This is a genomic window from Bradyrhizobium sp. 153 (genome assembly GCF_023073835.1).
In the GTDB taxonomy this organism is placed as follows: Bacteria; Pseudomonadota; Alphaproteobacteria; order Rhizobiales; family Xanthobacteraceae; genus Bradyrhizobium.
In genome coordinates this window covers 1-24,026 of sequence record NZ_JADPKH010000158.1, presented here as the reverse complement: position 1 = coordinate 24,026, position 24,026 = coordinate 1, and the positions used below count along the sequence as shown (strand labels likewise).

11 protein-coding genes and 6 pseudogenes are annotated in these 24,026 nt (G+C 58.8%); 5 read left to right on the top strand and 12 right to left on the bottom strand.

Translation table 11 applies throughout. From position 1 onward, the window contains the following. Positions 1-92: 92 nt before the first annotated feature. The 8 genes and pseudogenes from IVA91_RS36190 to IVA91_RS36150 form a co-directional block, all read right to left on the bottom strand. Positions 93-332, bottom strand: a pseudogene (locus tag IVA91_RS36190) (transposase); the annotation flags it as partial. Positions 333-425: 93 nt separating this feature from the next. Further along, complete coding sequence (locus tag IVA91_RS36185; protein ID WP_247460782.1) at positions 426-1,112, bottom strand: transposase DNA-binding-containing protein; 687 nt, start codon at positions 1,110-1,112, stop codon at positions 426-428. A gap of 1,393 nt (positions 1,113-2,505) precedes the next feature. After that, the gene (locus IVA91_RS36180; RefSeq protein ID WP_247460783.1) at positions 2,506-3,912 is read right to left on the bottom strand and encodes an MATE family efflux transporter; all 1,407 of its coding nucleotides are present in this window, start codon (positions 3,910-3,912) and stop codon (positions 2,506-2,508) included. Positions 3,913-5,171: 1,259 nt separating this feature from the next. Then, positions 5,172-7,382: pseudogene (locus IVA91_RS36170) on the bottom strand (3-hydroxyacyl-CoA dehydrogenase NAD-binding domain-containing protein). 123 nt (positions 7,383-7,505) lie between these two features. After that, a pseudogene (locus IVA91_RS36165) lies at positions 7,506-8,714 on the bottom strand (acetyl-CoA C-acetyltransferase). Positions 8,715-9,709: 995 nt separating this feature from the next. Next, positions 9,710-10,986, bottom strand: a pseudogene (gene ccrA / locus IVA91_RS36160) (crotonyl-CoA carboxylase/reductase). A 201-nt stretch (positions 10,987-11,187) separates the two neighbouring features. Then, on the bottom strand, positions 11,188-11,706 hold the full coding sequence (locus tag IVA91_RS36155; RefSeq protein WP_247460780.1) for a hypothetical protein: 519 nt from the start codon (positions 11,704-11,706) through the stop codon (positions 11,188-11,190). Positions 11,707-12,407: 701 nt separating this feature from the next. Beyond that, the gene (locus IVA91_RS36150; protein WP_247460778.1) at positions 12,408-13,184 is read right to left on the bottom strand and encodes an SDR family oxidoreductase; all 777 of its coding nucleotides are present in this window, start codon (positions 13,182-13,184) and stop codon (positions 12,408-12,410) included. Between the two features lie 963 nt (positions 13,185-14,147). Here IVA91_RS36150 and IVA91_RS36145 point away from each other — a divergent pair. The 4 genes and pseudogenes from IVA91_RS36145 to IVA91_RS36135 all read left to right on the top strand — a co-directional run bounded on the left by IVA91_RS36145 (position 14,148) and on the right by IVA91_RS36135 (position 18,308). Continuing rightward, positions 14,148-15,428 carry an aminotransferase class I/II-fold pyridoxal phosphate-dependent enzyme gene (locus tag IVA91_RS36145; protein ID WP_247460776.1) on the top strand — a complete coding sequence of 427 codons (1,281 nt, stop codon included), beginning with the start codon at positions 14,148-14,150 and terminating at the stop codon, positions 15,426-15,428. Positions 15,429-15,902: 474 nt separating this feature from the next. Beyond that, a pseudogene (locus IVA91_RS36725) lies at positions 15,903-16,178 on the top strand (CoA transferase); the annotation flags it as partial. 73 nt (positions 16,179-16,251) lie between these two features. After that, positions 16,252-16,959 carry a CoA transferase gene (locus IVA91_RS36140; protein WP_253075421.1) on the top strand — a complete coding sequence of 236 codons (708 nt, stop codon included), beginning with the start codon at positions 16,252-16,254 and terminating at the stop codon, positions 16,957-16,959. After that, positions 16,947-18,308, top strand: a complete 1,362-nt coding sequence (locus IVA91_RS36135) for a CoA transferase (RefSeq protein WP_247460774.1) — start codon at positions 16,947-16,949, stop codon at positions 18,306-18,308. The genes IVA91_RS36140 and IVA91_RS36135 overlap by 13 nt, the downstream gene beginning before the upstream one ends. Before the next feature lie 513 nt (positions 18,309-18,821). Here IVA91_RS36135 and IVA91_RS36130 read toward each other — a convergent pair. The 3 genes and pseudogenes from IVA91_RS36130 to IVA91_RS36120 form a co-directional block, all read right to left on the bottom strand. After that, positions 18,822-19,181, bottom strand: coding sequence for a hypothetical protein (locus IVA91_RS36130; protein ID WP_247460772.1), 360 nt, complete (start codon positions 19,179-19,181; stop codon positions 18,822-18,824). Positions 19,182-19,968: 787 nt separating this feature from the next. Next, a complete protein-coding gene (locus IVA91_RS36125; RefSeq protein ID WP_247460771.1) occupies positions 19,969-20,370 on the bottom strand; it encodes a hypothetical protein in 402 nt (133 codons plus the stop codon). A gap of 947 nt (positions 20,371-21,317) precedes the next feature. After that, positions 21,318-21,840 (bottom strand): annotated as a pseudogene (locus IVA91_RS36120) (IS3 family transposase); the annotation flags it as partial. Between the two features lie 1,777 nt (positions 21,841-23,617). On the opposite strand from IVA91_RS36120, the gene IVA91_RS36115 reads away from it, so the two are divergent. Continuing rightward, entirely contained in the window at positions 23,618-23,833 is a 216-nt protein-coding gene (locus tag IVA91_RS36115; protein WP_247460769.1) for a hypothetical protein, read from the top strand. Here IVA91_RS36115 and IVA91_RS36110 read toward each other — a convergent pair. Then, on the bottom strand, positions 23,834-24,026 hold a 193-nt coding region (locus IVA91_RS36110), incomplete at its 5' end, for a hypothetical protein (RefSeq protein WP_247460767.1).

Genomic DNA, 24,026 nt, shown 5'->3' with positions numbered 1-24,026 from the left:
GGCTCGTAGCATCGCCATAAAGCCGGATAGATAGCTGCAAACGATCGCTAGCCGGAACAAAGCAAATGGCCTTGCAAAGCGGGGACCGTCCATAGATAGTTCCAGATATGTCCCTTGACCGTCTGGCCCTTGGCCAGGATCGGCACCGTGGTGTCATCGCCATGCAGTCGCTCGGCGGAGAGGACGTGACGCTCGATCAGTCGATAAAGCGGCTGCAGGGCCGCCGCACAGGCGCCGACCTGGTCAGCCAGTGTCGACAGGCTCAGATCGATGCCCTCCCGGGCGTAGCGCTCGCTCTGCCGATTCAAGGGCTGATGCTGGCCGAACTTCTCGAGTGAACCGTAACCGTCGTCACGTTTGCTCATTTGTTTGCGAATTAATGAGCAAATGATGTCACCCTCAAGCGCTATCCGGGAAGGCGGCCATCATCGGAGGCTTACTGAGAAGCCGAAGGCGATGTCGTTGAGGCGTGTTAGGCCTCGCCACACCACCATGTTTCCTGGCGGCGGATCGTGGTTGCGCGCGAGATAGCCGCCCAGCATGGCAATCTGGAGCAAGTAGGTGGCGAGGGTCTTGCGCAAGAGGCGTGGGTTCACATGCCGCTTGAGCGTCCAGGTCCCCTTGAACTTCGTGCGTGTCCAGAACTTCGCTGCCGTCAGCCCGAGCGGCGTGCCGCCGAGGGTTACGGCCAGGCTCGAATGCATCAGCACCCCGCACAAAGTCACCACGTTGGGCTGGCCCGGCTTGTAACGTCCGGCGTTGATGGTCTTGGTGAAGCCGATCTTACCCGGCTGCGCGCGGCTGTAGATGAACTCGGTGGTATCCTGCAGAATGAGGATTGGTCCTTCGCTCGCCGCGCAGCGCATGGCGGTCTCGGCAAAATGGCCGGCCAGCATCCCATGCTCGGTAACGCGCGGATTATCGAAGAAGCGGTAGGCCGCCTTCGTCGCCGCCCAGTCGCCGCACGCGGCCGGGACCGGTTGGCCAGGTGCCGCCGACATCTGATCAAGCAGGCGGCCAAATCGGCGCGCCAATCGCTTTTCCGGAAGCCCTGCCGAAACGACTTCGTCGTCATGCCAGCCTGCAGCACCGGCTCCCGTGTCTCCGCTCATCTGTGACGCCTTCGCGAATCGGCGTCACAAACAGAATCACAGGCGATTCAACCGACGCAAATCCAACGCACGAGATGTGGGTAATCGAAAGCCCCACCGGAGGCTTACCTTTGACGCGGCGCTGGGACGTTTGGTGGTGCAATTGCAGGCCCAACTCACGGTAGACGGTAGACGCGCCGTGTCTTGTTCTGACCATGGCGCCGACCTTCGAGGAGCTGTACGTGAACACGACGATAGCCGTAGCGAACGCGGACATGACAGATCTCCTCGATCTCGTTCGAGGCAGGCGACGGGACTTGTAGTGATTGGGTCGAGTGGTCAAACTCAAGAGCGTCACAGGCCCTCCGGATCGAGACCCGCCGCTTGCCACAGACTTCGTCGACCCGCTTGCGCTTCCGGTCTGGCTTCATAGCTTTCGGCGAATCACGTCCTGCAGCACCTCCTTGTCGACCGGTAGGTCGGCGACCGGCATCTTCGGCGTGCCGTTCTCCTCCGTCGCACCTCGGTCGGCAGCAGCCCCTCGTACTTCTTCTTCCAGTTCAAACAGGTTGCCTGGCTAATTTCGGCCTTCGGCAGATCTCTGCCACCGCGACCCGTCCTTGCCCAGCTCGAGATGAACGCCTTCTGGGCGTCCAAAACCTCAAGGCCTTCATCGTCGTTCGCTCCTTCCAGCCAGGGACTGGGCACGAAAAACTCTAGCCAAAAATGGTCCAGCGTTACCGGCGTCAGATCACCGCACGCCAAGGCGCTGCCGAACGGCCCTTACGACAGTCACACCCTGCGCTATGTCATCGATGCCGCCGACCACCGACCGGATGTGCGATCGAGCGAGCCTACCCGACAAGGGTACCGTAGCCGTGACGCGCAAGTCCACGCCGTGTCTTTATCTCAGGCCAGACGCGCGGCGTCATCGGCGCCACCAAGCGCGAGCTCGACGCCGAATCCGCCATGCCGCCGGCCACCTGAAGGCCGGAAGGCCATCTTGGTCACTGCTCTCTCAAGGGCCGCCCCGGCTATACGCCAACTCGTCCTCTCCGCCCTCCCACAACTTTCGCCGCGTACTCGCATGGCTGAGGGGCAATTTGCGCTTCATCCTGATCGCTCTACGGCACGTTTCACAACGTCAGTCGCAAACAATTTGTTTGTTAACGGGCGACCAGAAAACCAAAAAAGCTATCCTGTCGAAGCCTTGCGACTTGAATTAGCTTGAGCGGTTCTCGGCTGACGCCCGATAACAGGACAGATGGCAGGGGCGCAGGGAGGAACGGAAGAGCCGTTACCCGCACTTGAGACAACCACGCCACTGGGGCGTTATTTTGCGGAAGCGTTCATAGGTGTTGAAAAGAATTACCGCAAGAAGGCGCAATTCCACGAAAAAGGGGACCTTTGTTTGTCAAGGCCAACGGTCAGCCCGACCATGATCCTCACCTGTGCCCGCGCCAGCTCTGAAAAGCAAACTATTGGCCAGCAGCTGGAAACGCAAGACCAGAAGACCCGCGTAAATGGCCGTTCCGATTGACAAGCCAATCCAGATACCAATGGCGCCAAGTCCAGTCTTCGAACTAAGTACGTAGCTAATCGAGAACCCGATCAGCCAATGAGCCACACCAGCGAACAGAAGCGGCACCCTCGTGTCCTGCAGTCCGCGCAGGCTGCCCGCCGCGATGCTCTGTGCGGCATCAGTGATAAAGAAGCTCGCGCCGACCAAAAGGAGCTTTGTTGCTAGTTCGATCGTCACGTCGGTATTGTCGGCCGATTCGTCCAAGAACAACTGGGCGATCGCAACACGCTCGGTGATCACTGCGATCGTCAGCGTCGCGGCGATCACGATGCCGAGCAGCATTGCGACCAGACCTGCTCGCTTGATGCCGGGAACGTCGTTTCGGCCGACCGAATGGCCAACGCGCACTGCTGCCGCCATGCTGACGCCGAGAGAGATCATAGACAGGATCGCGGCGACGTGAAACGCGATCTGATGGGCGGCAAGTGCGCTGGTGCTGATCAGGCCTGCCAAAAGCGCCGCGGCCGAGAATATTCCTCCCCCGATCAAGGAGAGGATTGAGATCGGCGCCCCGATGGCGATCAACTGCAGCATTAAGTGCCAATCGAAGCGCCAGAGACGTGCAAGCACGTGGTAGTCACGAAACGGGCGGCGCATCGTGGCGAACCACAAAGCGGTGAAAAACGTCCCACAATTCACTAGGCTGGTAGCAAGACCCGCACCAAACAGCTCCAGCCGGGGCAGGCCAAGCTTCCCATAGATCAGCAGGTATACCAGCAAGGCATTGACGGGGATAGCCGCGAGCGTGATCCATAAGATAGGCTCCGGTCGGTTTACCGCGCCCATGAAGTTACGGATAGCCTGAAACCATAGCGCCGGTGCCACGCCCCAGGCGAGCCCAAACAAATATCGCTGGGCGAGCCGCGCCGTGTCTAGCGTCTGACCAAGAGCGACAAGTATTTGCTCCACGCGCAGCGCAAACGCAATGATCGGGAGGGAGAGCAGCAGCGCCGCCCAAAGCCCCATGCGAAGTGATCGCCGTACCACGCTCAGATTATCCGCCCCAAACGCCGGGGCCGCCAACGCTGCGATCGCCGCCAGCAAGCCCGCACCGACCGTGAAGCTAACGATATAGACCCTGCTAGCCAGCGCTGCCGCGGCGAGCACCTCGGCGCCCGTTCGGCCGATGAACGCAAGATCGGTTGTCATCATCGCGATCTGGCCAACCTGCGTCAGCACTATCGGTAGTGCGAGCTTTGCGGTTTCACGGAATTCGACAGCGAAGTGATGGCCAGCCATCCATCTCGCCAGCGAGTAACGTGGGGCGAATACTCGTTTTGCTCTGGCTATCTTGGTCAAGGAAATCATGTGGTTGGATCCTCTTCCCCGCCCTGGATTCGTGATGGCGGTGAATGGAAATAGCGGCGTCGTGGCGGTCGCATTCGCAGGCGGCGCCCGCTTGAACTGAGAAGCGAGCTTCCTGTAAGCTATCCACTGCCCCTCCTTGACGGCGAAGCTGGACAACATCTCCGTTCAAAGCTCATGCCAACTCGAAGAACTCGTTCTGATGAAGGCTATTTGCTCAAGTAGACGTCTTGTAGGGCGATGGAATGTTGCAAATCCGACAGTCGGCACGACTGTTCTCGACGCAGCAGTAATTACTGAGATGAGAGCTTTCGCTCTCGGACACTGCATCGCGCCAAATCGGAGCAGCTAGAGCAGATTCCGTTCAGTCTGAACCGTACTGCGGTGAGGAAGTGAGTGGAACATTCGTTTGGGGTAAAGGGTGGAAGGCCTCCGTAGCGGACTCTTCGAGCGCTTCGACTTGCCGGGCAGCGGCTTTGCGGAGAAGCGATTTGAAACTTGGCGAAGACACTTCTTGTATCGGGTTGAAAGCAGGGGAATAGGGCGGCAGCAGAGCGATCTGTGCCGAGTTCTTGCGTGACGGAGTCGATGGTTGCGCCGTTGTGCGGCGGAGGATCGTCCATCACGACTTTGTCGTCGCGCTCAAGCGTCCGCGCCCACACCTATTCGACATAGGCCCCGAACCGGATGGCATTCATTGAGCAATTGAGTGGCAACGGCACGGTCAGGACAGTGCGAGGTTGTGGGCAACGTCAAATCTAGTTTAGGCTCTCGACGCGGCCATTGCTTTTTGAGCCGTCTTGCGCAACAGGGAGCGCCGCGTCGCCACCGAACTGCGCCTCGTGTGTTGTCACAGTTACTCATTCGAACGTCAAAGATCTGCGTACCTTTACCGCTGCCATCCGAATGATGCGAGTGTGGGTAGTTCCGGGTGGTCCAAAGTTCGGCCCCCAGCAAAAGCGTGGCTGATCGACCCGGAGGGCTCGTATCATCTTAACCGAGCCAGTGTAATGGCCTCCTTTGGAGGCGAGCAAGCGGACTACGTCGTCGGCCGCCATGGTGCCGCCGTACCCTTCTCGGGGGATGGACGGCGCGAAGGGAAGCGTAGCGGCACGTATCGTGACCCGCGATGTCGATTCCAGCCCAGCCGTCGGGGGGTACAACATCCTTTCGTTTTCCTGGCCATTCGGCGTTCAGCGAACATCTCCGAGAAGATCTTGCTGGCTGAAGGTTTGGCCGTTCTTCGCCATTTCTTCCAAGAGGCTCGGCGGAGTAAAGCGCGGGCCACATTTGGCCACGAGCTTCTGGCAGAGCTCGACGAACTTCTTCGTGCCCATAAAGTCGATATATGACAGGGCTCCGCCGGTAAACGGCGCAAAGCCAAAACCGAGAATCGAGCCGACATCGGCTTCGCGGGGGTCAATAATGATATTGTCCTCCACGGTGCGTGCTGCCTCCACGGCCTGCATCACTGAGAAGCGCTGCTTCAGCTCCTCGACGTCAAGCATGTCGGGGTCAAGATGCTTCGGCTGCAGGTCGCCAAGGCCCGGCCATAGGCTCTTTTTTCCCTTGCCCTTCTCGGGATAATCGTAAAAGCCCTTGCGATTCTTGCGGCCGAAACGGCCGTGCTTCTCGACCAGTTCGATCATTAGTGCCTTGTCAGCTTGGTCCATCGCGTGAGAACCGAGATCGGCTTCGGTCGCCTTCATGATCCTCAAGCGGAGATCAAGCGCCGTTTCATCAGACAATGCGAGGGGGCCAACCGGCATGCCCGCCATCTTCGCGCAATTTTCAATCATCGCCGGCGGCACGCCTTCCAAAAACATCTCGTTGCCTTCGGAGATAAAGCGAGCCACGCATCGGTTAGCGAAGAAGCCGCGGGAATCGTTGACGACAATCGGTGTCTTTCCGATCTGTCGGACGTAATCGAAAGCGGTCGCCAGCGCAACCTCGCCCGTGTTCTTGCCGAGGATGACTTCGACCAGCATCATCTTCTCGACTGGCGAGAAGAAATGAATGCCAATGAATTTGGTCGGATCGGTGAACTCTTGTGCCAGCGAACTGATCGGCAGCGTCGATGTATTCGAGGCAAAGATCGCCCCTTCTTTCATGAACGGCTGCGCCTTGGCATAGGTATCGAACTTCACCTTGCGATCCTCGAACACCGACTCGATGACGAGGTCGCAATCGTTGATCGCCGCGTAGTCAACAGTGGCGACCATGCGCGCAAGGGTCGCGTCGCGATCGCTTTTATTGGCGTTGCCCTTCTTGATGAGGTCATCGAACACGGCCTTGGTGTGGGCCTTTGCGTTGTCCGCGCTCTCCTGGTGGCGGGTGATGAGAACCACTTCAACGCCGGCGCGAGCCGAGACGAAACCGATGCTTGCGCCCACAAAGCCAGCCCCGATCACGGCGAGCTTCCTCACCTTTGTCGGCGGCACGCTTTGTGGGCGGCGTGTGCCCTTGTTCAATTCGTGCTTTGACAGAAATAGGCTGCGGATCATCGCCTGCGCTTCCTTCGAGCGCAGGATTTGCTCGAAGTAGCGCGACTCGACGCGCAGTGCTGCATCCATCGGCAGCTGCAGGCCCTCATACACGCAGCTCATCACCGCGCGCGCCGCCGGATAATTGTCGTAGGTATCTCGGCGATAGATGCCGTTCAGGGTCGGAAATAGGAGCATGTCAGCTTTGGAGAAGACGCGTCCCCCGGGCAGCCTGAATTCCTTTTCGTCCCAGGGGGCCACTGCCTTCCCACCGCCGCTGATCCAGTCTTTGGCCGCCTTGATAAGATCGGTCGAGGGGACGATGGCATCGATCAGCCTCAACGCTTTGGCGCGTGCCACATCCATCGCCTCGCCCTTTAGCAGGATCTGCATCGCGTCCTGCAGCCCGACTATCCGAGGCACACGCTGGGTACCGCCGCCCCCAGGGAAAAGGCCGACCTTGATCTCGGGCAGACCCAGCCGCGTCTTCGAATCGTCAGCGGCGATGCGATAATGGCAGCAGAGCGCCAACTCGAAACCACCACCGAGCGCGGGCCCATTGATGGCCGCAACCCACGGCTTGCCCGAGGTCTCGATGGCACGGAGAATAAGGGAGAAGCGGCGACTCCGATCGAACAGCATCTGGTTTGCTGCAAGCTCGCCGTTCTCCTTGGCGCATTGCGCATAGGTGCGGCTCATGCGCTCAAGCATCGCAAGATCGGCGCCGGCGGAGAACGCTTTCTTGGTTGAGGTGATGACGACCCCTTTTACATCGTCATCAGCCGAGGTCTCCTTTCACGATACCCTCTAGCTCCACCGCTGTGGTCTCGTCGAGCACGTTCATCGAACGGCCCGGAATGTCCAGGTGACCAGCGCGATGCCGCCGGTCTCGACTTCAACTTTGAAATTCTTGAAGGCCATGTGTTGCTCCCTCGAGCCGGTTGCCGACAAGGCGCGGCTGTTGCCTTTGAATCGCGCTGTGATTTAGCGAAAACTGCCGTGGCATGGTTGGGGGCGCTCCTTCGGCTGACGCGCCCCACGGCATCACACCCGCTCGATGATGGTGGCTGTGCCCATACCGCCGCCGATGCACAGCGTCACAAGCGCGGTTGCCGTGTTGCTGCGCTCGAGTTCGTCGAGAACTGTGCCGAGAATCATCGCACCTGTGGCCCCTAGCGGATGGCCTAGCGCGATGGCCCCGCCATTGACGTTTATCTTATCGCTGTCGATCTCGAATGCCTGGATGTAGCGCAGCACGACGGAAGCGAACGCCTCGTTGATCTCGAATAGGTCGACGTCCGACTTCTTCATGCGGGCGCGCTCGAACAGCTTCTTGGTCACATCGACAGGTCCGGTGAGCATCATCGCCGGCTCTGAACCGATATTGGCGAAGGCGCGAATCTTTGCGCGCGCCTTCAAGCCGTACTTCGCGCCCGCGTCCTCGCTGCCGAGTAGCACAGCGCCTGCACCGTCTACGATGCCGGATGAATTGCCTGCATGGTGGACATGATTGATGCGCTCCAGCTCCGGATGAGACTGGATGGCGACAGCTTCGAATCCGCCTATCTGTGCGAGTTCGACAAAGGAGGGTTTGAGCCGCGCCAACGACTCGGTTGTCGTGGTCGGGCGCATGTGCTCATCCTTGGCCAGGATTAGTAAGGCCGTTGACGTCCTTGACCGGCACCACCGAATTATTGAAGCGACCCTGGTCCCAGGCCTTGGCGGCGCGCTGCTGGCTCTGCACGGCGTATGTGTCAACGTCGTCGCGCGAGAAGCCGTATTTGGTCGCGATTAAATCGGCTGCTACGCCCTGTGGCATGAAGAAGGCGGGCACTGCAATCGAGGGATCCATCGCCAACGCAGCCCCTGAGACGCCGATACCGACGCGGCTCATCGATTCGGCGCCACCGCCGATCACGAGTTCATGCTGACCACTCATGATCTGGGCGGCCGCGAAATTGACGGCATCAAGGCCGGAGGCGCAGAAGCGATTGATCTGCACACCGGGTGCTGCATCGCCTAACCCCGCCTTCAGCGCGGCGAAGCGCGCGATGTCCCCGCCTGCTTCGCCGACTGCATCAACACGCCGAGAATGACATCATCAATCGAGCTTTTGGGCAGTTGGTTGCGCTTCTTCAGCTCCACCAGCGGCACAGTGGCGAGCCGCAGCGCGGTGACTTCGTGCAAGCCGCCGTCCATCTTCCCGCGGCCTCGCGGGGTCCGAACGTGGTCATAGATATATGCCTCTCTCATGACATTCTCCGGAATGAAGGCAATGCTCGAAAAACGCAGATGAGCAATGGCGCCAGGTCCGCTGTCGCACGGAGTTCGCGCCAGCGCGAGCCGCACGCCGACCCTGCAGGGGCATCGACATCGGCTTGCGTGTTGTCGCGCTGGACGACAGAGAACACCACCGAATTAGCTCTTTAGACGGCATCCTGTACGGCAGGAATGCGCTTTGCAGCCGGAGTATCAGAGCCGACCGGTGAATGAGATCGCACTTGTCGTCAATGCTAGACCCTGTTCTTCTCTCGAACAGACGTAGGTTTAAACCGGGAGAGCGTCGGTAGATCTTCAGGTTTGAATACACTTGAGCTCCGGTCACTGTCGCTGCTTTCCAATAGCAACGATTGTGCCAACGCCGTTCGAGCGAATTATCTGTCTGTCCGCCCGCATTTTAGATCCAACAGCGCCCGAACGCTGTCAGAAGCCGTACACAATGACCGTCGCCTTTGCGATAATTGTTTCTCGTGGCCAATCGCGAGAGAACTGCATCGGCTGAGAAACGGAAGCTTCAATGACCGGGCCGTGGAGCCATCCGGTGCGAACCACCAGCTCGGCTCGGACGAAGCGGTATCGCCAACAGAGCCGAACGCGGCAACCGCGAGCTTGTGGGAGGCGAGGAGTGCGACGGCTCGGAGCGGCGCACGCGTCGCTCGCAGGGTGACGATGGTAGGCAGGCCCCATTTTCGGTACGGATAACATACGGATCAGATACCATACAGCTGCTTGAGAGACCCTAGTAGGCAAACTGCAAGAGCGTGCCAACGCCAGGTAACGAGTGCGCTCGGCTTAAACATGAACGTTGTGGTCAGCCAAAGATTGAAGGACGGTGGCGCCCCAGCTTTGAGCACAGTGGGAGTCTTGTGCCGTTGTGGCCGTAAGGCTCATCTCTTCTGGAAAGAGCAGCTTCTCGGCATGAAACCGGCGCGAATTCATATTGAAATCAGCGACCTTTGTCTGAAAGCTTACATAGTAGACCGCGCCGCATTCGCTTGAACACAAACGGCCATATTTCCAGGACGGTGTTGATTTCTCCACATCTTCACGTGTGCATCTGGAGTTCGGCCCATGTGAAGGACTCGGATAGACATGGATCAATGCGCCGCTCGGCAACAAGGCGATTCGCTTCCCATATTTGGTATGGATTTGCGAAGTGGCTGCCCTGGATTCGTTTTTGTCGCATCCAGACGAAGCGCGCATCCACCGTAAGATTGTAAGCGGACGTCCCCCCACAGAAGACGACCATTCCGCCTCGTTTCACGACGTAGCAGCTGACTGGAAATGTCGCTTCTCCTGGATGCTCGAAGACAAGGTCGACGTCGTTGCCCTTGCCGGTGATCTCCCAAACAGCTCTGCCAAATCGGCGCACCTCCTTCATGTGGTTGTTGTATGCGATCTCATTCACATCGGGAAGTCGGCCCCAACAGTCAAACTCCTTGCGGTTTATCACGCCTTTGGCTCCGAGTGACCTCACATAGTCGCGCTTCGACTCATCGGATACAATACCAATCGCGTTCGCCCCCGCGACGGTCACGAGTTGAACTGCCATCGAGCCAAGCCCGCCAGCCGCTCCCCAGACCAAAACGTTTTGACCTGGTCGGACCACGTGTGGGGGGTGGCCAAACAACATCCTATATGCGGGCGCCAGGGTGCCTGCATAGCAGGCGCTCTCCTCCCAGTTCAGATGCTTTGGCCGGGGTATTAGCTGCCCCACTTGGACCGGTGCGAATTGTGCAAATGATCCATCAGGAGTTTCATAACCCCAAATTCTCTGAGAAGGCGAGAACATGGGGTCGCCGCCATTACACTCGATATCATCGCCGTCGTCCTGATGCGAGTGGATCACGACTTCATCGCCCACCTTCCATTTCTTTACGCGATTTCCCACAGCCCAAACAATTCCCGCAGCTTCTCCTCCGCAGATGTGATAGGAACGCCCGTGCATGTCCAAAGGAGAGACCGGCTTTCCAAGAGAAGCTAAAATGGAGTTGTAGCCTATCCCCGTCGCCATGATCATCACCAGGGTGTCCTCTGGCCCTATCCATGGGGTATCAACCACCTCCTCTTGCATTGCAATCTCTGGATTCCCGTGCCGCTCCCTGCGTATGACCCAGGCATACATGCGCTTCGGTACATGACCCAAAGGCGGTACTTCTCCAATATCGTAAAGATCTTTTGCCGTAGCCTGAACCTGATTTGCTGCGCACGCGTCCTGGCTGTTATCTTTGTTTATCCCGTTCATGTGTACCTCAACGCTATTAAGACGACCGTAGCTGTTCCAGTTGTTGCGGAAACAGACGGCACGGCCGGCGCTACTTGAATGTTGTTGGCTGGCCAGATAGCCGCAGCACTTTGCAATGGTTCGCCGGAATCGCAACCTTTGGGTCAAACCACGCTAGTGTAACTAGCGAGTCGGGATCGGTTCAGCACGTTGTGTCCAGCATTACTTCAGTCGTTGCGAGATATCGGCGATCGTCGCCCCCAAAAGCAAACCCGATGTTTCGAGATTCAGTCTTGATACTTCGATTTCGGCATTGCGAAGCATCTGAAGGATGCTCAGTAGTTGCCTACGCTTATCGTTGCCATTCCCATTCCCAGTGTCGTCAACGGTAACGCCTCCCTTGTTGCCAGGGGGGCTTTGCCAATATGCGAACCCGCTGGTTGTCGCTTGAGCAGGAGCGTTAAGAAAAATAGAAGAGATGTTATGGACTGTGTTGTCGCCCAAGGAGTTAAGGAAAATTGGAATACTCGTCGTCGAGGGATTCTCGAGGAGGCGCTGACAGGCCTTCACAGCTTCTCCAATTGGAGGGGATGCGACGAGGATGATGTCCGGCTGATGTTCGGCAGCCAAGGACAGGCTGCGCTCGAACTCGGCGGTAAGAAGATGAATTTCGAATTGATTGAGTGCTCTCCGTAAGTCCCTCAAGTAGTCTCTTGCAGCTACCACTAGTGCCACGGGCATGGGATGTTCCACTGAGAAAGGCGGTCATCGGGAACTGAGCCGACGCCGCTTGGTGATGCTCTTGCCATACGTGAACCGTACGGGCATTCGCGCGGAGGGTGATGTCCGATGACTGTCGAGATAGCGCGCCTTGGAACGTCGCGTATAAGGCGTTCAGAGAGCCGTCACGATCTCTCAACTTTCGAAACCTAACTTTCCTCACGCGCGGTCAGCTGTAAACTACCATGGTAGAAGTCGCGAACCGGTTTAGACCGACAAGGGAAGAATACAGTAGGAGGGAAGGGAGGCATCCTACCAGTTTGGGGAGTCTCATGATCTCAACTACGCTCCAATCTGGAGTCTGCGATCACGGCATTCAACGAGAAGAGTTTCTCTCTATAAAATAGTGACTTCGCTTCGACTCTTGATCGCGGCTCAATTTCTTACTTGGCCGCCCGGGTCTGCAGTTGCGTAGCGCGAAAGGTCGTCGGCAACGCGCCGCGCGAACGCAGATGGCGAAGGGGTCGAGAAGGAATGCCCCGGGCCCCGCGGCTCCCAGGCTTGCCATCACTCGGCTGGTGCGAAATCTAGGCCGTGAACTTCCGGCTGACACGGAACACTAGCGTTCAGGACCTTCTCGACGCCATTGAAGCAGATGACGACACTGAGGTATGGGACCAAGTTGTCCACTTGTTGCCGCGTAACCGCTGCGACGGTCGCGATTAGCTGTAGGCGAGATAATCCATTCGTCCACCATCTACCACAAGCGTCTGAGCTGTAATCCATGCCGTCTCTGGGGCCGCCAGAAACACGACAGCATTCGCAACTTCTCCAGGTTCCCCGATACGCCCCATTATCGTGCGCTCCCGGACATGCATCTCGATAAAAAGCCATTCTAGGCCGTGACGTCTTTGTTGTGTCATGTCGGTCCGAATAAAGCCGGGTGCGACAACGTTCACGGTAACTCCTTCCGATCCCAATTCCATCGCAAAGCGCCGCGTCAGGATCGCCGCCTCTGCTTTGGTTGCAGCGTAAAATGCGTTTCCGGGCAGGGTGGCTCCGATTGCAGCAATTGAGGTCAGGTTGATAATCCGACCATAGCGCCGTGTTCGCATCCCCGCCATTACGGCGCGCGTTGTGTGAATGATGCCATCCACGTTGATGCGACGCATCCGATCGAACTGCTTGTGGTTAAGCGTTTCAAGCGTGGCTTGGTACAGCACGCCAGCGTTATTGACGAGGATAGTTACCGGACCAAGCCGCGCCGTCGCTTGTTCAACCATCGCCTCAACGGATGCAAAATTCGCCACGTCTGCTCCCGCAGTCATGGCCCGGCCACCAGCAGCCTCAATTTCATTGGCAACTTGCTCCGCGGCATCCGTGCGTTCTGCATAGTTCACACATATGGCTGCACCCCGCCTAGCCAGCAAAAGCGCGATTTCCCTTCCGATGCTCCGCGAGGCGCCCGTGATCAGGGCTACCTGATTTGTCCAAACCATGTGATGGTTCTCCTGCTTTCCCCTTCAAAGCAATCACCTCGTATCAGACAGACAAAGCCGGTTTAGGCTCAGGTCCTGCAGCCGTCGTGCGTCCAAAAGCCTTGACACTGACGATCCTCGTCCCGACGGGGACAACTTCGATAGGCCAATTGACGGCAGATCAGCTCCGTACCGGTCTCCGGCGGTATTGGAACTGCTGCCGACCCTGCCGTGTGCTAACGAGGCCCTCTGTGGTCAACGCTCTATTTTCGTAGGTTTGTGAACGAGAGTTTAAGATGCCCGTTCGTCGGCACGGACCAGAGACCTGATGCTCCCATTCGAAGACCCGGAGGCTGCTGCCGTTGGCATGCTCGGGCTGATGGACCAGAGCTTGCGTCATGCGGTCGAGCATGTAAGCGCAGATCGCGGCTTCGATCTTCGACCTTTCGAGCTGGTCGCCGTTGGCGGCGCGGGCGCTTTGCACGCGAGTGCGGCGGCGCGAAGCCTCGGCTGTTCGACGGCTTGCGAACCGTGGCTCGCTAGTTTGTTCTGCGCCTTATATGCTCAATTCGGATGTTCGCCTGGATGAGGTGCGGACGATCCGGCGCCGTTTGATCAAGACGCGCTCGACCATTTGGGATCTCGCGCGCGGGCGCCTGAGTAGCGCGTGACGGTCGAAGGGATAGCACGTTCGCGCCATGGCTGGCGTTCTGCGCCGGGCGCATTCGCGTCAATTCCTTCACGCAAGCGCGTTGGAATGCGCTTGACCGCCGCGACCGACCCCGATCACCCGACGGTCGAGATAAGTGACTCCCATCTCATCTGGTAGCTGCGCAAGCTCGACCCGTGGTTTATCTGGTCAAACGCAATCGATTGCCGCGAGATCCGTACGAGGTCCAGCTTGGCTCGATGCCTCGACCGCGCCGTCTTGCGCCTTGTTGGGCGGCGGCACCCGCATTATTGCCCGATCAAATGGAGAATGAAATGCAGCGGATCGCCGCGTCCGATTGTGCCCCGACCGGACGCTTTCGTAATACACCCTACATGATCAACGAGAGCAGGCCCCATTTCGATGCGGCCCACGCGGCCGGCGTGATGTGCGTGCCGGCACGTTCCACGATCGGACGTAGCTTCATGTTGGGTGCGGGCCCACTCGATAGTCGTCCGGAGATAGTCGATTTCGTGCGATGCTCCTATCTGGGCTTGGATAATCATCCGGTGATCGTCGCTGGCGCGATCGAGGCGATCGAGGCGCATCGGTCGGTGCACTGGTCATGCGCGCGAACGCGGCTCAATTTCGACCTTTTGGTCGAGCTTGAGACGAGCTTGTCGGAGATGTTCGGCGCCCGCGTGCTCGCCTTTTCCACGGTCATGCTCGCGAATCTAGGCGCTATGCCCATCCTCGCGTCTGGCCAATTGACGGGCGGAAGGAAACCGGTCGTCGTCTTCGATCGCAGCGCGCACATATCGCTCGCCTATCACAAGCCCATCGTCGCTGACGAAACGCGGGTGGAAACGATCGCGCACAACGACATCGAATCTCTCGATCGCTTGTGCCGTGAACATCCGGTGGTCGCCTATGTATGCGACGGCGTGTATTCGATGGGAGGCAATGCGCCCATTCATGAATTGCTCCAACTCCAGGAGCGTTACGGGCTATTCCTCTATATCGACGATGCTCATGGCATATCGCTGTTCGGACGCCAAGGCGAAGGATTCGCTCGCTCGCAGTTTCCGCAAGCACTGGGTGATCGCACCATCATCGCGGCCTCGCTGGCCAAGGGATTCGGCGCATCGGGCGGAATGTTGATGCTCGGAACGCCGGAACAGGAAGCTCTTTTTCGACGTTATTCCATCCCCTACGCGTTTTCGGTGGCCCCCAATCTGGCCGCCGTCGGCGCGGCGCTCGGCTCGTGCAAGATTCACCGCTCGCCAGAGCTCGGTGAGCGGCAGAGGCGATTGGCGCAGCGGATCGAGGTGTTTGACCGCCGTGTCGCGACCGTCGAGCAAGGCAGTTCACTGCCGATCAGAATGATCGCCATTGGACAGGAGACGACGGCCGTCGCGGCTGCAAGAGAACTCCTCGACGCCGGCTTTTATACTTCAGTGACGTTCTTTCCGACCGTCGCGCAAGGAAGCGCGGGCATTCGGATTTGCGTTACCGCCGATCATGAGGTTCCCGATATAGAGCGGCTGTGCGACTGCATCTTGGAGAAGAGACCGAACACAATGGCTACGCCGCCTCCGGCACCGGCACTCGCTTGAGACGCAGATCCGGTGGTGGGCCCCGGAAGCGTGCAGATCATCTCGAGCGGGCAGGGAGGACGAGTTGTCATTGCCAGCGATACGAGAGTGCTGTCATCCGCATGGGGACGTGGCGAGGAAGAATACACATCCCGGACTGATATGTACGCTCACTCCCCCTCGATGACCAACTGGTTCGGTGCCGGCATGTTCAACAAGATAGTGCCCACCGTACTCGACTGGCTCTAGATCGCGACCCGCGTAAGGTGCGATGCGACCATCGGAGAAGGCGCAATTCGACGCAGCGCTCGTTTGGCTCCAGGATCGTGGTCCGAGCATTCTGCTTCGCGAGGTCACTAACCTCCGCGCCCGGCCGTTACATCGGCAACGAGAGCCCCTGCTGGCTCTTACCAGCAGAGCTAATTGGTGCTGCGTCGCATGACGGCGATTGCGACGGTCGGAAAAAACTGACACACCGGAAGATCGGAGCTTCTTATGGAAGTGTTGTCGCATATGCGGATCGTGGAGATCGGTAGCTCGCCCGCAACCAGCTATTGCGCGCGCTTGTTTGCGGATTGCGGCGCCGATGTTCAGAAGGTCGAGCCGCCATCGGGCGATCCGCTCCGCCGATGCGCACCCCTGACGCCCGGTGACCAGAGCGCGTGGTTCGCATTCCTGAGCTTCAACAAGTCAAGCATCATCATCGATTCGAGCGACCCGAACGCGAGGATGCGGCTCACAGCGCTGGTCGACGATTGTGATATTCTGCTCGATAGCCGGGATATCGACTCCCGCGGAGTGCCCGTCGATCGATGTCGATGTGATCCGCAAGCGGCGTCCCAAGATGATCTACGTGCAAGCGAGTTGGTTCGGTGCCGAGGGCCCCTATGCGGGATTTGCCGCAGTGGATTCGACCGTTCGCGCGCTGGCCGGCCTCATCAAGCTGATCGGACCAGTGGAGGGACCGCCGCTGCACGCGCCGGATTTCCAGACCGGCATTCTGGCCGGACTATGGGGATTTATTGCCGCGATCTCTTCGGCGATCGGGCCGACCGAAGAGCGCCCAGGGCGTTCGTGCTCGCTCAGCATCTTCGAGTCCAACCTGGCTATCACCGAGTTTCTCATGTTCGAGGCGATGAGATGCGGTGAGGTGATCCGCCGGATCGGAATCAATCGTTTTTGGCCTGTCTTTCCTATTGGCATTTACGAAACCAAAGAGGGATGGGTTGGCGTCACCACGGCGACGCCGGCGCAGTGGAGAGAGTTTTGTGATGTGCTCGGGTTGTGTGACTTGCGCGATGATCCGGCCCTGCTTCTCGGCGAAGAACGTCTGAAGCATGTGGAACGGATCGAGCGGGAGTTCATGCCGAGGCTGAAGGCGCAGACAGCACAGCATTGGTTCGCGGAGGGGCTGAAACGGAAAATTCCGATAGTACCGGTGCCCACGATAACCGAGTTGCTCCAGGATACCGAGAAGAGGGCGCGCGGCGCGCTCGTTCCTGTCCTGCTTGGAGTAGACAGGGGCTCACGACGGGATCCTTGCAAGGATTGACCCTCACGCCACCCCGGCGCGGCGGAAGGGTTCCGGCTCCGGGCGAGCAGCAGGAGTTCGCGATCGCGCGAGGGCCATTAAGCGGAAATGCATCATCGGTGTCGCCCGCCCGCGTGGATAGCAGCCGGCGGCCGTTACAGGGAGTCCGCGTCATCGACTTCTCGATGGGCTGGGCCGGCCCATTGTGTACGCGGACGCTGGCTGATCTCGGCGCGGACGTTATCAAGATCGAGGCCATTCAGTATCCCGATTGGTGGCGCGGTGTCGACCGAAGGCCCGCTTACGAAAAGACTGCGCGCTTCTGCAGCATGATCCGCAATAAGCGCGGTATCACGCTGGACTTGACCCGCCCAGCGGGGCTGGCCATTGCCAAACGGCTAGTGGTCGAGGCGGATATTGTCGTCAGCAACTATTCGGTCGATGTGCTGCCGAAGCTCGGGCTTGGGCTGCTAAGAGCGCTCAACCCGCGGCTCGTGATGATGTCGATGTCAGCTCTTGGTGCGGATAGCATTTATCGCGACCTTCGCGCCTACGGCTCGACCCTTGAGCAAGGGTCGGGATTGCCGAGTGTGGTCGGAAATCCCGACGGGCCTCCGGTGATGAGCCATACCGCTTTTGGGGATCCTGTCGGCGGCTCGAACGGTTGCGCTGCAGTTCTGGTTGCTTTGAGCCACGCTCGGAAGACCGGACAAGGACAGTTCATCGACCTGGCGCAGGTCGAGTGCATGATGCCTTTCGCCGCGCCTTGGATCACAGTGCAGTCGATCGATGGTTTGCGGTCAACAAAGTACGGAAATCGACATCCTCAGTTCGTGCCGCATGGCTGCTTCCGCTGTGCAGGCGAGGACGACTGGATCGTGGTAACGGCGACTGATACCGACATGTGGTACAGGCTCGCGATGCTTGTCGGTCGACCCGACTGGGCGGAAAGCCCATCCCTCAGATCTGCGGAAGCTCGCCGGGCAATTGAGGATGTGATCGAGGCAGGCATCTCGGCCTGGACGTTGGCGCGCGATGCGGACGAGGCCATGTCCAAATTGCAAGGCGCGAAGATCGCTGCCGGCGTGGCCCGGCTGCCGATTGACCTGCTCGAGGATCGCCAGCTCAAGTCACGTGCATTTCTGCAAGAAGTGGACCGCCCGTTCATCGGCCCGCATCCGCAGGCCTCGATTCCGATTCGGGAGGGTACAATGCCGTACGCCATCGGCACACCGGCGCCGACCCTCGGACAGCACAATAGAGAGATCTTGTCGGACCTTCTCCGGCTCTCCGATGACGAAATCGCTCAACTCCAGAGAGAGAATATCATCGGCACGGTGATGCTATCTGAACGAGAACTTACAAGATAGAAGTAGGTGCCCTCAGCCTGACAGACATCACCCAGGAAGCATCGAGGCGAGCCCAAGGGTTGAGATTGGCGCGCTCGTCGACTGAATATTACTTTGGCGCAAGCTGGATCCAACCTTGCGCGACCGCGCGGCACCGCTCTACGGGGCAGATTTAAGCCGCCCGGGCTTTGGCATCGTGTCGCCGATGTGGGCTAAGTCGGTGGGCAAGTCGCCATCCGTGAGCGACGATAACCCTTCGTGCCATTTCTTCTGTATGTGGCGACAAATCGGCTGAGCAGCGCGTCGACCTGGATGAGACGAGGCGGCCGAAATGACCTGGCCCCGGGTTTGGAAAGCGTTGATTGAAGCTGCCCGACGACCACGGCAGGGGCGAGCCCCCCTGATCGCCGCCCCACTCACGCCCTCGTCGATCTCCTGCCCACGAACCTACAAGACGGGCAGCAATTCAGCTCCGCGGGCTATCATCGGACGGGCCCCATCGAGCGACCGGGTTCGATCGATGAATTCGATCGGTCAGATAGAAAAGGCCAAGGAGCGTGTTCGATAGCAGGTTCGCCAAGGCGAACACGTAGACGCACCAGAAAACCCGGAGACGGTCGGACGCCAACTCGGCGCCGCTTCGGAGAGCCAATATTTGTCGGTGATGAGATAGACGTACCCAACGACGTACAGTACCAGCGTCAGGAATGCCATGTAACCGAACAAGAACGACAGAAAGCGACGACGACTAAGATTCTCGTAATACGTCTCCGTGTTTATCGTGTGCTCAAGCCGAACAGGCGGTTCGCCAGGCATTGGGTCATCCATCTCCTGCTTGCCGAAAGTCGCTACCGCGGCGAGCGCGGCGATGAAGAACCCCGTCAGCACGCCCAAGAAGTTGCTCAGCTTGCCAATGATGTCCAGGGAGCCCAGAGCATCCCTCACGAATTCGGATGAGATAACAGGGAGAGCGAAGATCGTCGCGAGAACGATTGGTAAGCCGAAGTCGAACTTCCACTTCTCGGGGTGAGCTATCCTCAGCTATTGGAGAGGGACGAGGATCCGCCACATGGTTTTCTACCCTACGAAGTCTTTGATCTTCGAGATCAGCTCGTAGCTTATGGTGTCGGAGATGTCCGGCAGAGCCTGTCGCGATGTTACCTCAGCAGATTTGACGAACAAGGCCTCTCCAGCATCCGCCCTGGCGGTGTCGACTTTGTCGCTGTGAGCCTTGCTTGCTTGCTTGCGGCTCCTTCCATCGAACGCGCATCGCTTCATAATCGTTTTTGCGTGCATATTCCTTCAATTTCTCGATGAACTTCGGCGCTTCGCCTTGCGGCAGTCCCTTGCCGATCGATAGGCTCAGGTCGCGCCGCACGGACCTGATGAACTTGGATTCGTCGAAGCCCAGGTTCTTTATCGCGGTAGTTGATCAGCTCGACGTGCAGCAAGCGGCCTCCCTTGATGGAGTCCTTCAAACGATCCGACGCGTGTCCGCTCAACTCCACCATCGGACGTGTCTTCAATGGTTCCTTGGACCCCTCACGCCTGAATGTGAGCCCTTGATCCTCAGAGATTGTCTTGAGCTCAGCTCGCAAGAATCCTTGGATCAAGGAAGGGCCAAAGCCCGAGACATCTTCGTAGACCATGCGATACAAGTGACCGCCTTTTTGCGTCGGCCTCAGCGAGATGACCGCATGAACGGAAAGGCCCCGGCTTCGTCATCGGCGCGCCTTGGGATCCTGACTTTTCCGGTTTTGAAATTCGTGAAGCCCGGATCAGCCTTGTCCCGATCGCCAAGGCAAAACGACAACGCGATCGCCGGCGCGCCATTCGAGAGCTTGATCTCCTTGAGGCTCGAAAGTCTGATGACGCGCCGTTCGTTGTCGATCACCTGAAAGCAAAGTTCATTAACCTGCTGTTTTTTCAGATACGGAATGAACTCGGCCAAAGGTAGTGCCGGCGCATCGGACGGGTGAGGCACCATCGCAAGGTCAAAAAATAAGATAAATCGTTGATTTCCTCGTAGCATATTACCCCCAGTCGGTGTTTTTCCCGGAACAAGAAATAGTCGATCTACCAACAGTTGATCGGTATTTTTGGATACAAGTTATAACCCGGCGGTGTCGCAGGCGAAGCGCCGTTCCGGCTGCAGCCGCTGGGCCGTTGATCAACCCGCGTACGACCGGCCAAAGTGGAACGAGCGGAATCATCGCCTTGTTTTTGAGCGAGTTCCTTACATGTGAGCGAAAGAAATTCAGAAGCATCGCCTGGTGAGGGGCACGCACCTCTGATTAAGGTTCGAAAGTGCGCTGATAGCAACTATCTCGAGTGCGCTGAGCATTGGCGGTCTTGTACAGGGGATCACGGCGCGTCCGGTGCTTCCGTATTCAGGACCTGGTTGTAGAACCCGTAGAGCGCAGCGGGGTCTCACCAAGCATTCGTGCTCTCGCGTCCTCGCCCGGGAGCTTCTCGAACCAGTCCAAGCGTGTGCATAGGATGGCGGGGAAGCGAGAGCGGCTGTCACATGCGGCCATTCCGACGCCCAGAGCAGCTGTCCCGGCCAGAGCTCTGCCAGCAACCGATCCGCAGCCACTTGGCCCAGCCATGTGGGACGCGTCCGCCCCCGACAGCTTGATGCATATCTCGGCGCCTGCAGCGAGTGCCAGGAGCCGGTCCAGCGCGCGCGCCGGGTTGCAGTTAAGTCCAAATCCCGGTTCGCCGGCGACTAGCCGACGGCCATAGGCACTTTCCAGCTTCTGCTTAAGCGCATGGCGGGCGCCGCCCTTCTGCGAGTCTGGGCCGAGATGTTCCGCCTTCAAGATCTCTCCGGTAGGATCGAGTCTCAGGGCGGAATGCTCGCGCGCCATTGCAGTACGGGGCTTCGCTGTAAGTGCGCATTGGCCGTCACTCGGAATTTCCACAGTTCTTGTTTCCACGTAGCGCGAAGTAGAAACAGGAACAATGCTTAGGGTGGTCCCGGTTGTCTGAACAGCAATTCCGCGTCGATAAGTGGAGCTTCCGCCAAAATTAAGCTGCCGCGCGGAACGGCAGCGGGTTGAAGTAAGCTTGATCCGGGGTGCCGCCGTCAAGGCTCGAGTGAGGACGCTGGCCATTGTAAAAGTCGAGGTGTCGGCCGATCGAGGCGCGGGCGTCGGACACGGTGTCGTAGGCGCGCAGATAGACCTCCTCATATTTGACGCTGCGCCACAGCCGCTCGACGAACACGTTGTCGCGCCAGGCGCCCCGGCCATCCATGCTGATGGCGATGCCGTGACTGGCGAGCACGCCGGGTGAACGCCGCGCCGGTGAACTGCGAGCCCTGGTCGGTGTTGAAGATGTCCGGCTTGCCGTGGCGAGCGAGAGCATCCTCCAGCGTCTCGAATGCGGCTTCCATCGTGATCGAGACGCGCCACGACAGCACCCGACGGGTCGCCCAGTCGAGAACAACAGCCAGGTACACGAACCCCGGCGCCATCGGGATATAGTTGATGTCCATCGCCCAGACCTGGTTCGGGCGCGTGATCTCCATGCCGCGCAGCAGATATGGATAGAGTGTCGATACCGAGCAGCATCGCCAGATTAGCCTGGCAGACGCTTGCAGTGAACGATCTGGAGGTAAGCTGGCCTTTTGCACGCCGACGAAGAACCGCCAGCATCCCGGATGCAGGTGCGCTGGTCTCGTTTGAGACCTCCAATATTTGCTTTGCCACGGCTACAAGGTCGCTCGTCTTGAGCGATACCATGTCTGGACCAATCCCGATCCGGCAGCCCTTGCCAGGCGGTACAAGGATTATGCGATCAGCAAGGACACCCTGCAAAGTCACCGCGGCGACCACACCATCGATTGTAGTAGTAGCGAACGGTGGCGTTGAGACGGACGCAAGAGGGTACTCGAACCTTTTACCATCAGGGTGACGGCACCCAGCTCTCCTGGCGAGAGAACTGTTCACATCCTCATATTGCCACTTCGGCGCTACTTATTCCACTCTTGGTTCCAGCCGGTGGCGCGCTACGGGCTGCTCGGCAGCGAAGTGGACTTCCTTGAGCCTGCCCCGGCGGGCGCGTAAAGAACATGTCTGCTTACGTCAGGCCCAAGGTGACAGGGAGCTGTTCTCTTACGTGAACGATGCAGTCCTCGCCTCCCGCGACAGTATCAGTGGCTCCACAAGGACAATGCGGGATGCATCTCATTCTTCATCAAGCCGTCGAAGTCGGCTTTACGGACGGACGTGGGGACCTGGTGGGCTCCGTAAATGGGAACTGGCCGCCCCTGGCGTAGCGACGATTGGCTGTCACCATGCGAACTATAACCTGAAACTGCGGTGAACGAGGAAATTGCTCCCTTGAATGAGTCAGGTTCTTCTCTAGGCTTCAGGACGGTCGCCTTTAGCCTGCCCACGACGTCCGGCGAGCCAGCTCTCGATATCTATTCGCGAGAGCGTTTGGATCATCGACCTCGGCTTCTCGAACTGCAGGGCTTAGCTCGGTTGATACGCCTCGGAGAGCCGTAAGCGCAGTACTCACCTCGAACCGCTTGAGGTGATCGAGACTCGTTGCGGCGGTGCTGGTCGGATGACGAGAAGCGGCGAATCGTCATCGGATGGTTGTGATAATGCTCTAGCTGCAGGGTTTTAAGCCTGACGTGGCGATCTGTGAGCGAACGGCTCGTTACGGCTCACGCCAGCTTGCGCATCACCTTGGCTTTGAGGTCGGCGAGTCTGTCAAGTTCCGCAGGCTGCCAGTAAAACCGCGGGATCATTTGCACCGCCACCTTTCACCTTCGCCTTATCGCGCGGCTTGCGCGGACGCATAGGCAGGATAAAGGTGGCGTGATCTTGGCCAGCTCCTCGTTAGGTTGGCGAGCTCATAGCGACAGATGGCGATCACGCCGGATCTCAGAGCGTCCGATCCCCGTCGGCCCGCCGCCGATCGCCCGCCAAGCATTGACGTGCATCGCAATCCAGTCAGCGCAGCGCTTGCGACCAGCGCGCCGTGGCAAACGTGCGGTTGGATGCTCCAGCAGGCGACGAAGACACGGGCCAGCCGCTGCGGGCCGGGTCCGGGCCTCGAACACCGGCACCTTGTGCCCGCGAAGCCGAAGAACAGCTTCTCTCCAGGTCCATGCGCCTGGCGCACTCGGCGAGATCATCTCGCTCCACCCCGGTAGAGGTTGCAGGATCGGCTGTAGCCAGCCGCCGGGGTGCTCCGCGCGATAGTCATCCATACTGTATATGCATTCCATCAAAAGTATGCATTTTACAGCTCGTGGGGTCGCACATAAGACACGTTGAGGGCGGCTGGGGCCAATCTAAGGGAGCGACTCTCGAATGAAAAAATTGGCTTTTGTAACTGCGAGCGTCGTGGCGCTTGCAACGGCGGTTCCCACTTTCGTCGGTGGGGTTGCCGCACAACCGGCCGACGCCAAGGTGCAGGTAGCCGACACGGCGTACCCTCAATGCGAGGAGGACCCGTTGAATGGTATCTGCGATATCTTTTTCTGTCTGGCCGATCCGGCTTGTACGCAGCCAGGAATTGAAGACTGATCAGGGCTGTGGTTGATCCGGGCTCGCTGAGCATGTGAGACAAAATTGACGGGTTTTGCCCATGAAGGATTTCTGGTTCATCGTAGCCACCAGCATGCGGATTCCGCTCGATGTCGCCCAGCATTCCGAGATGATCTCGCCCACCTTTCCGATTTGAAGTCGCCCACCCATTCCGAGATGATGTCGCCCACCG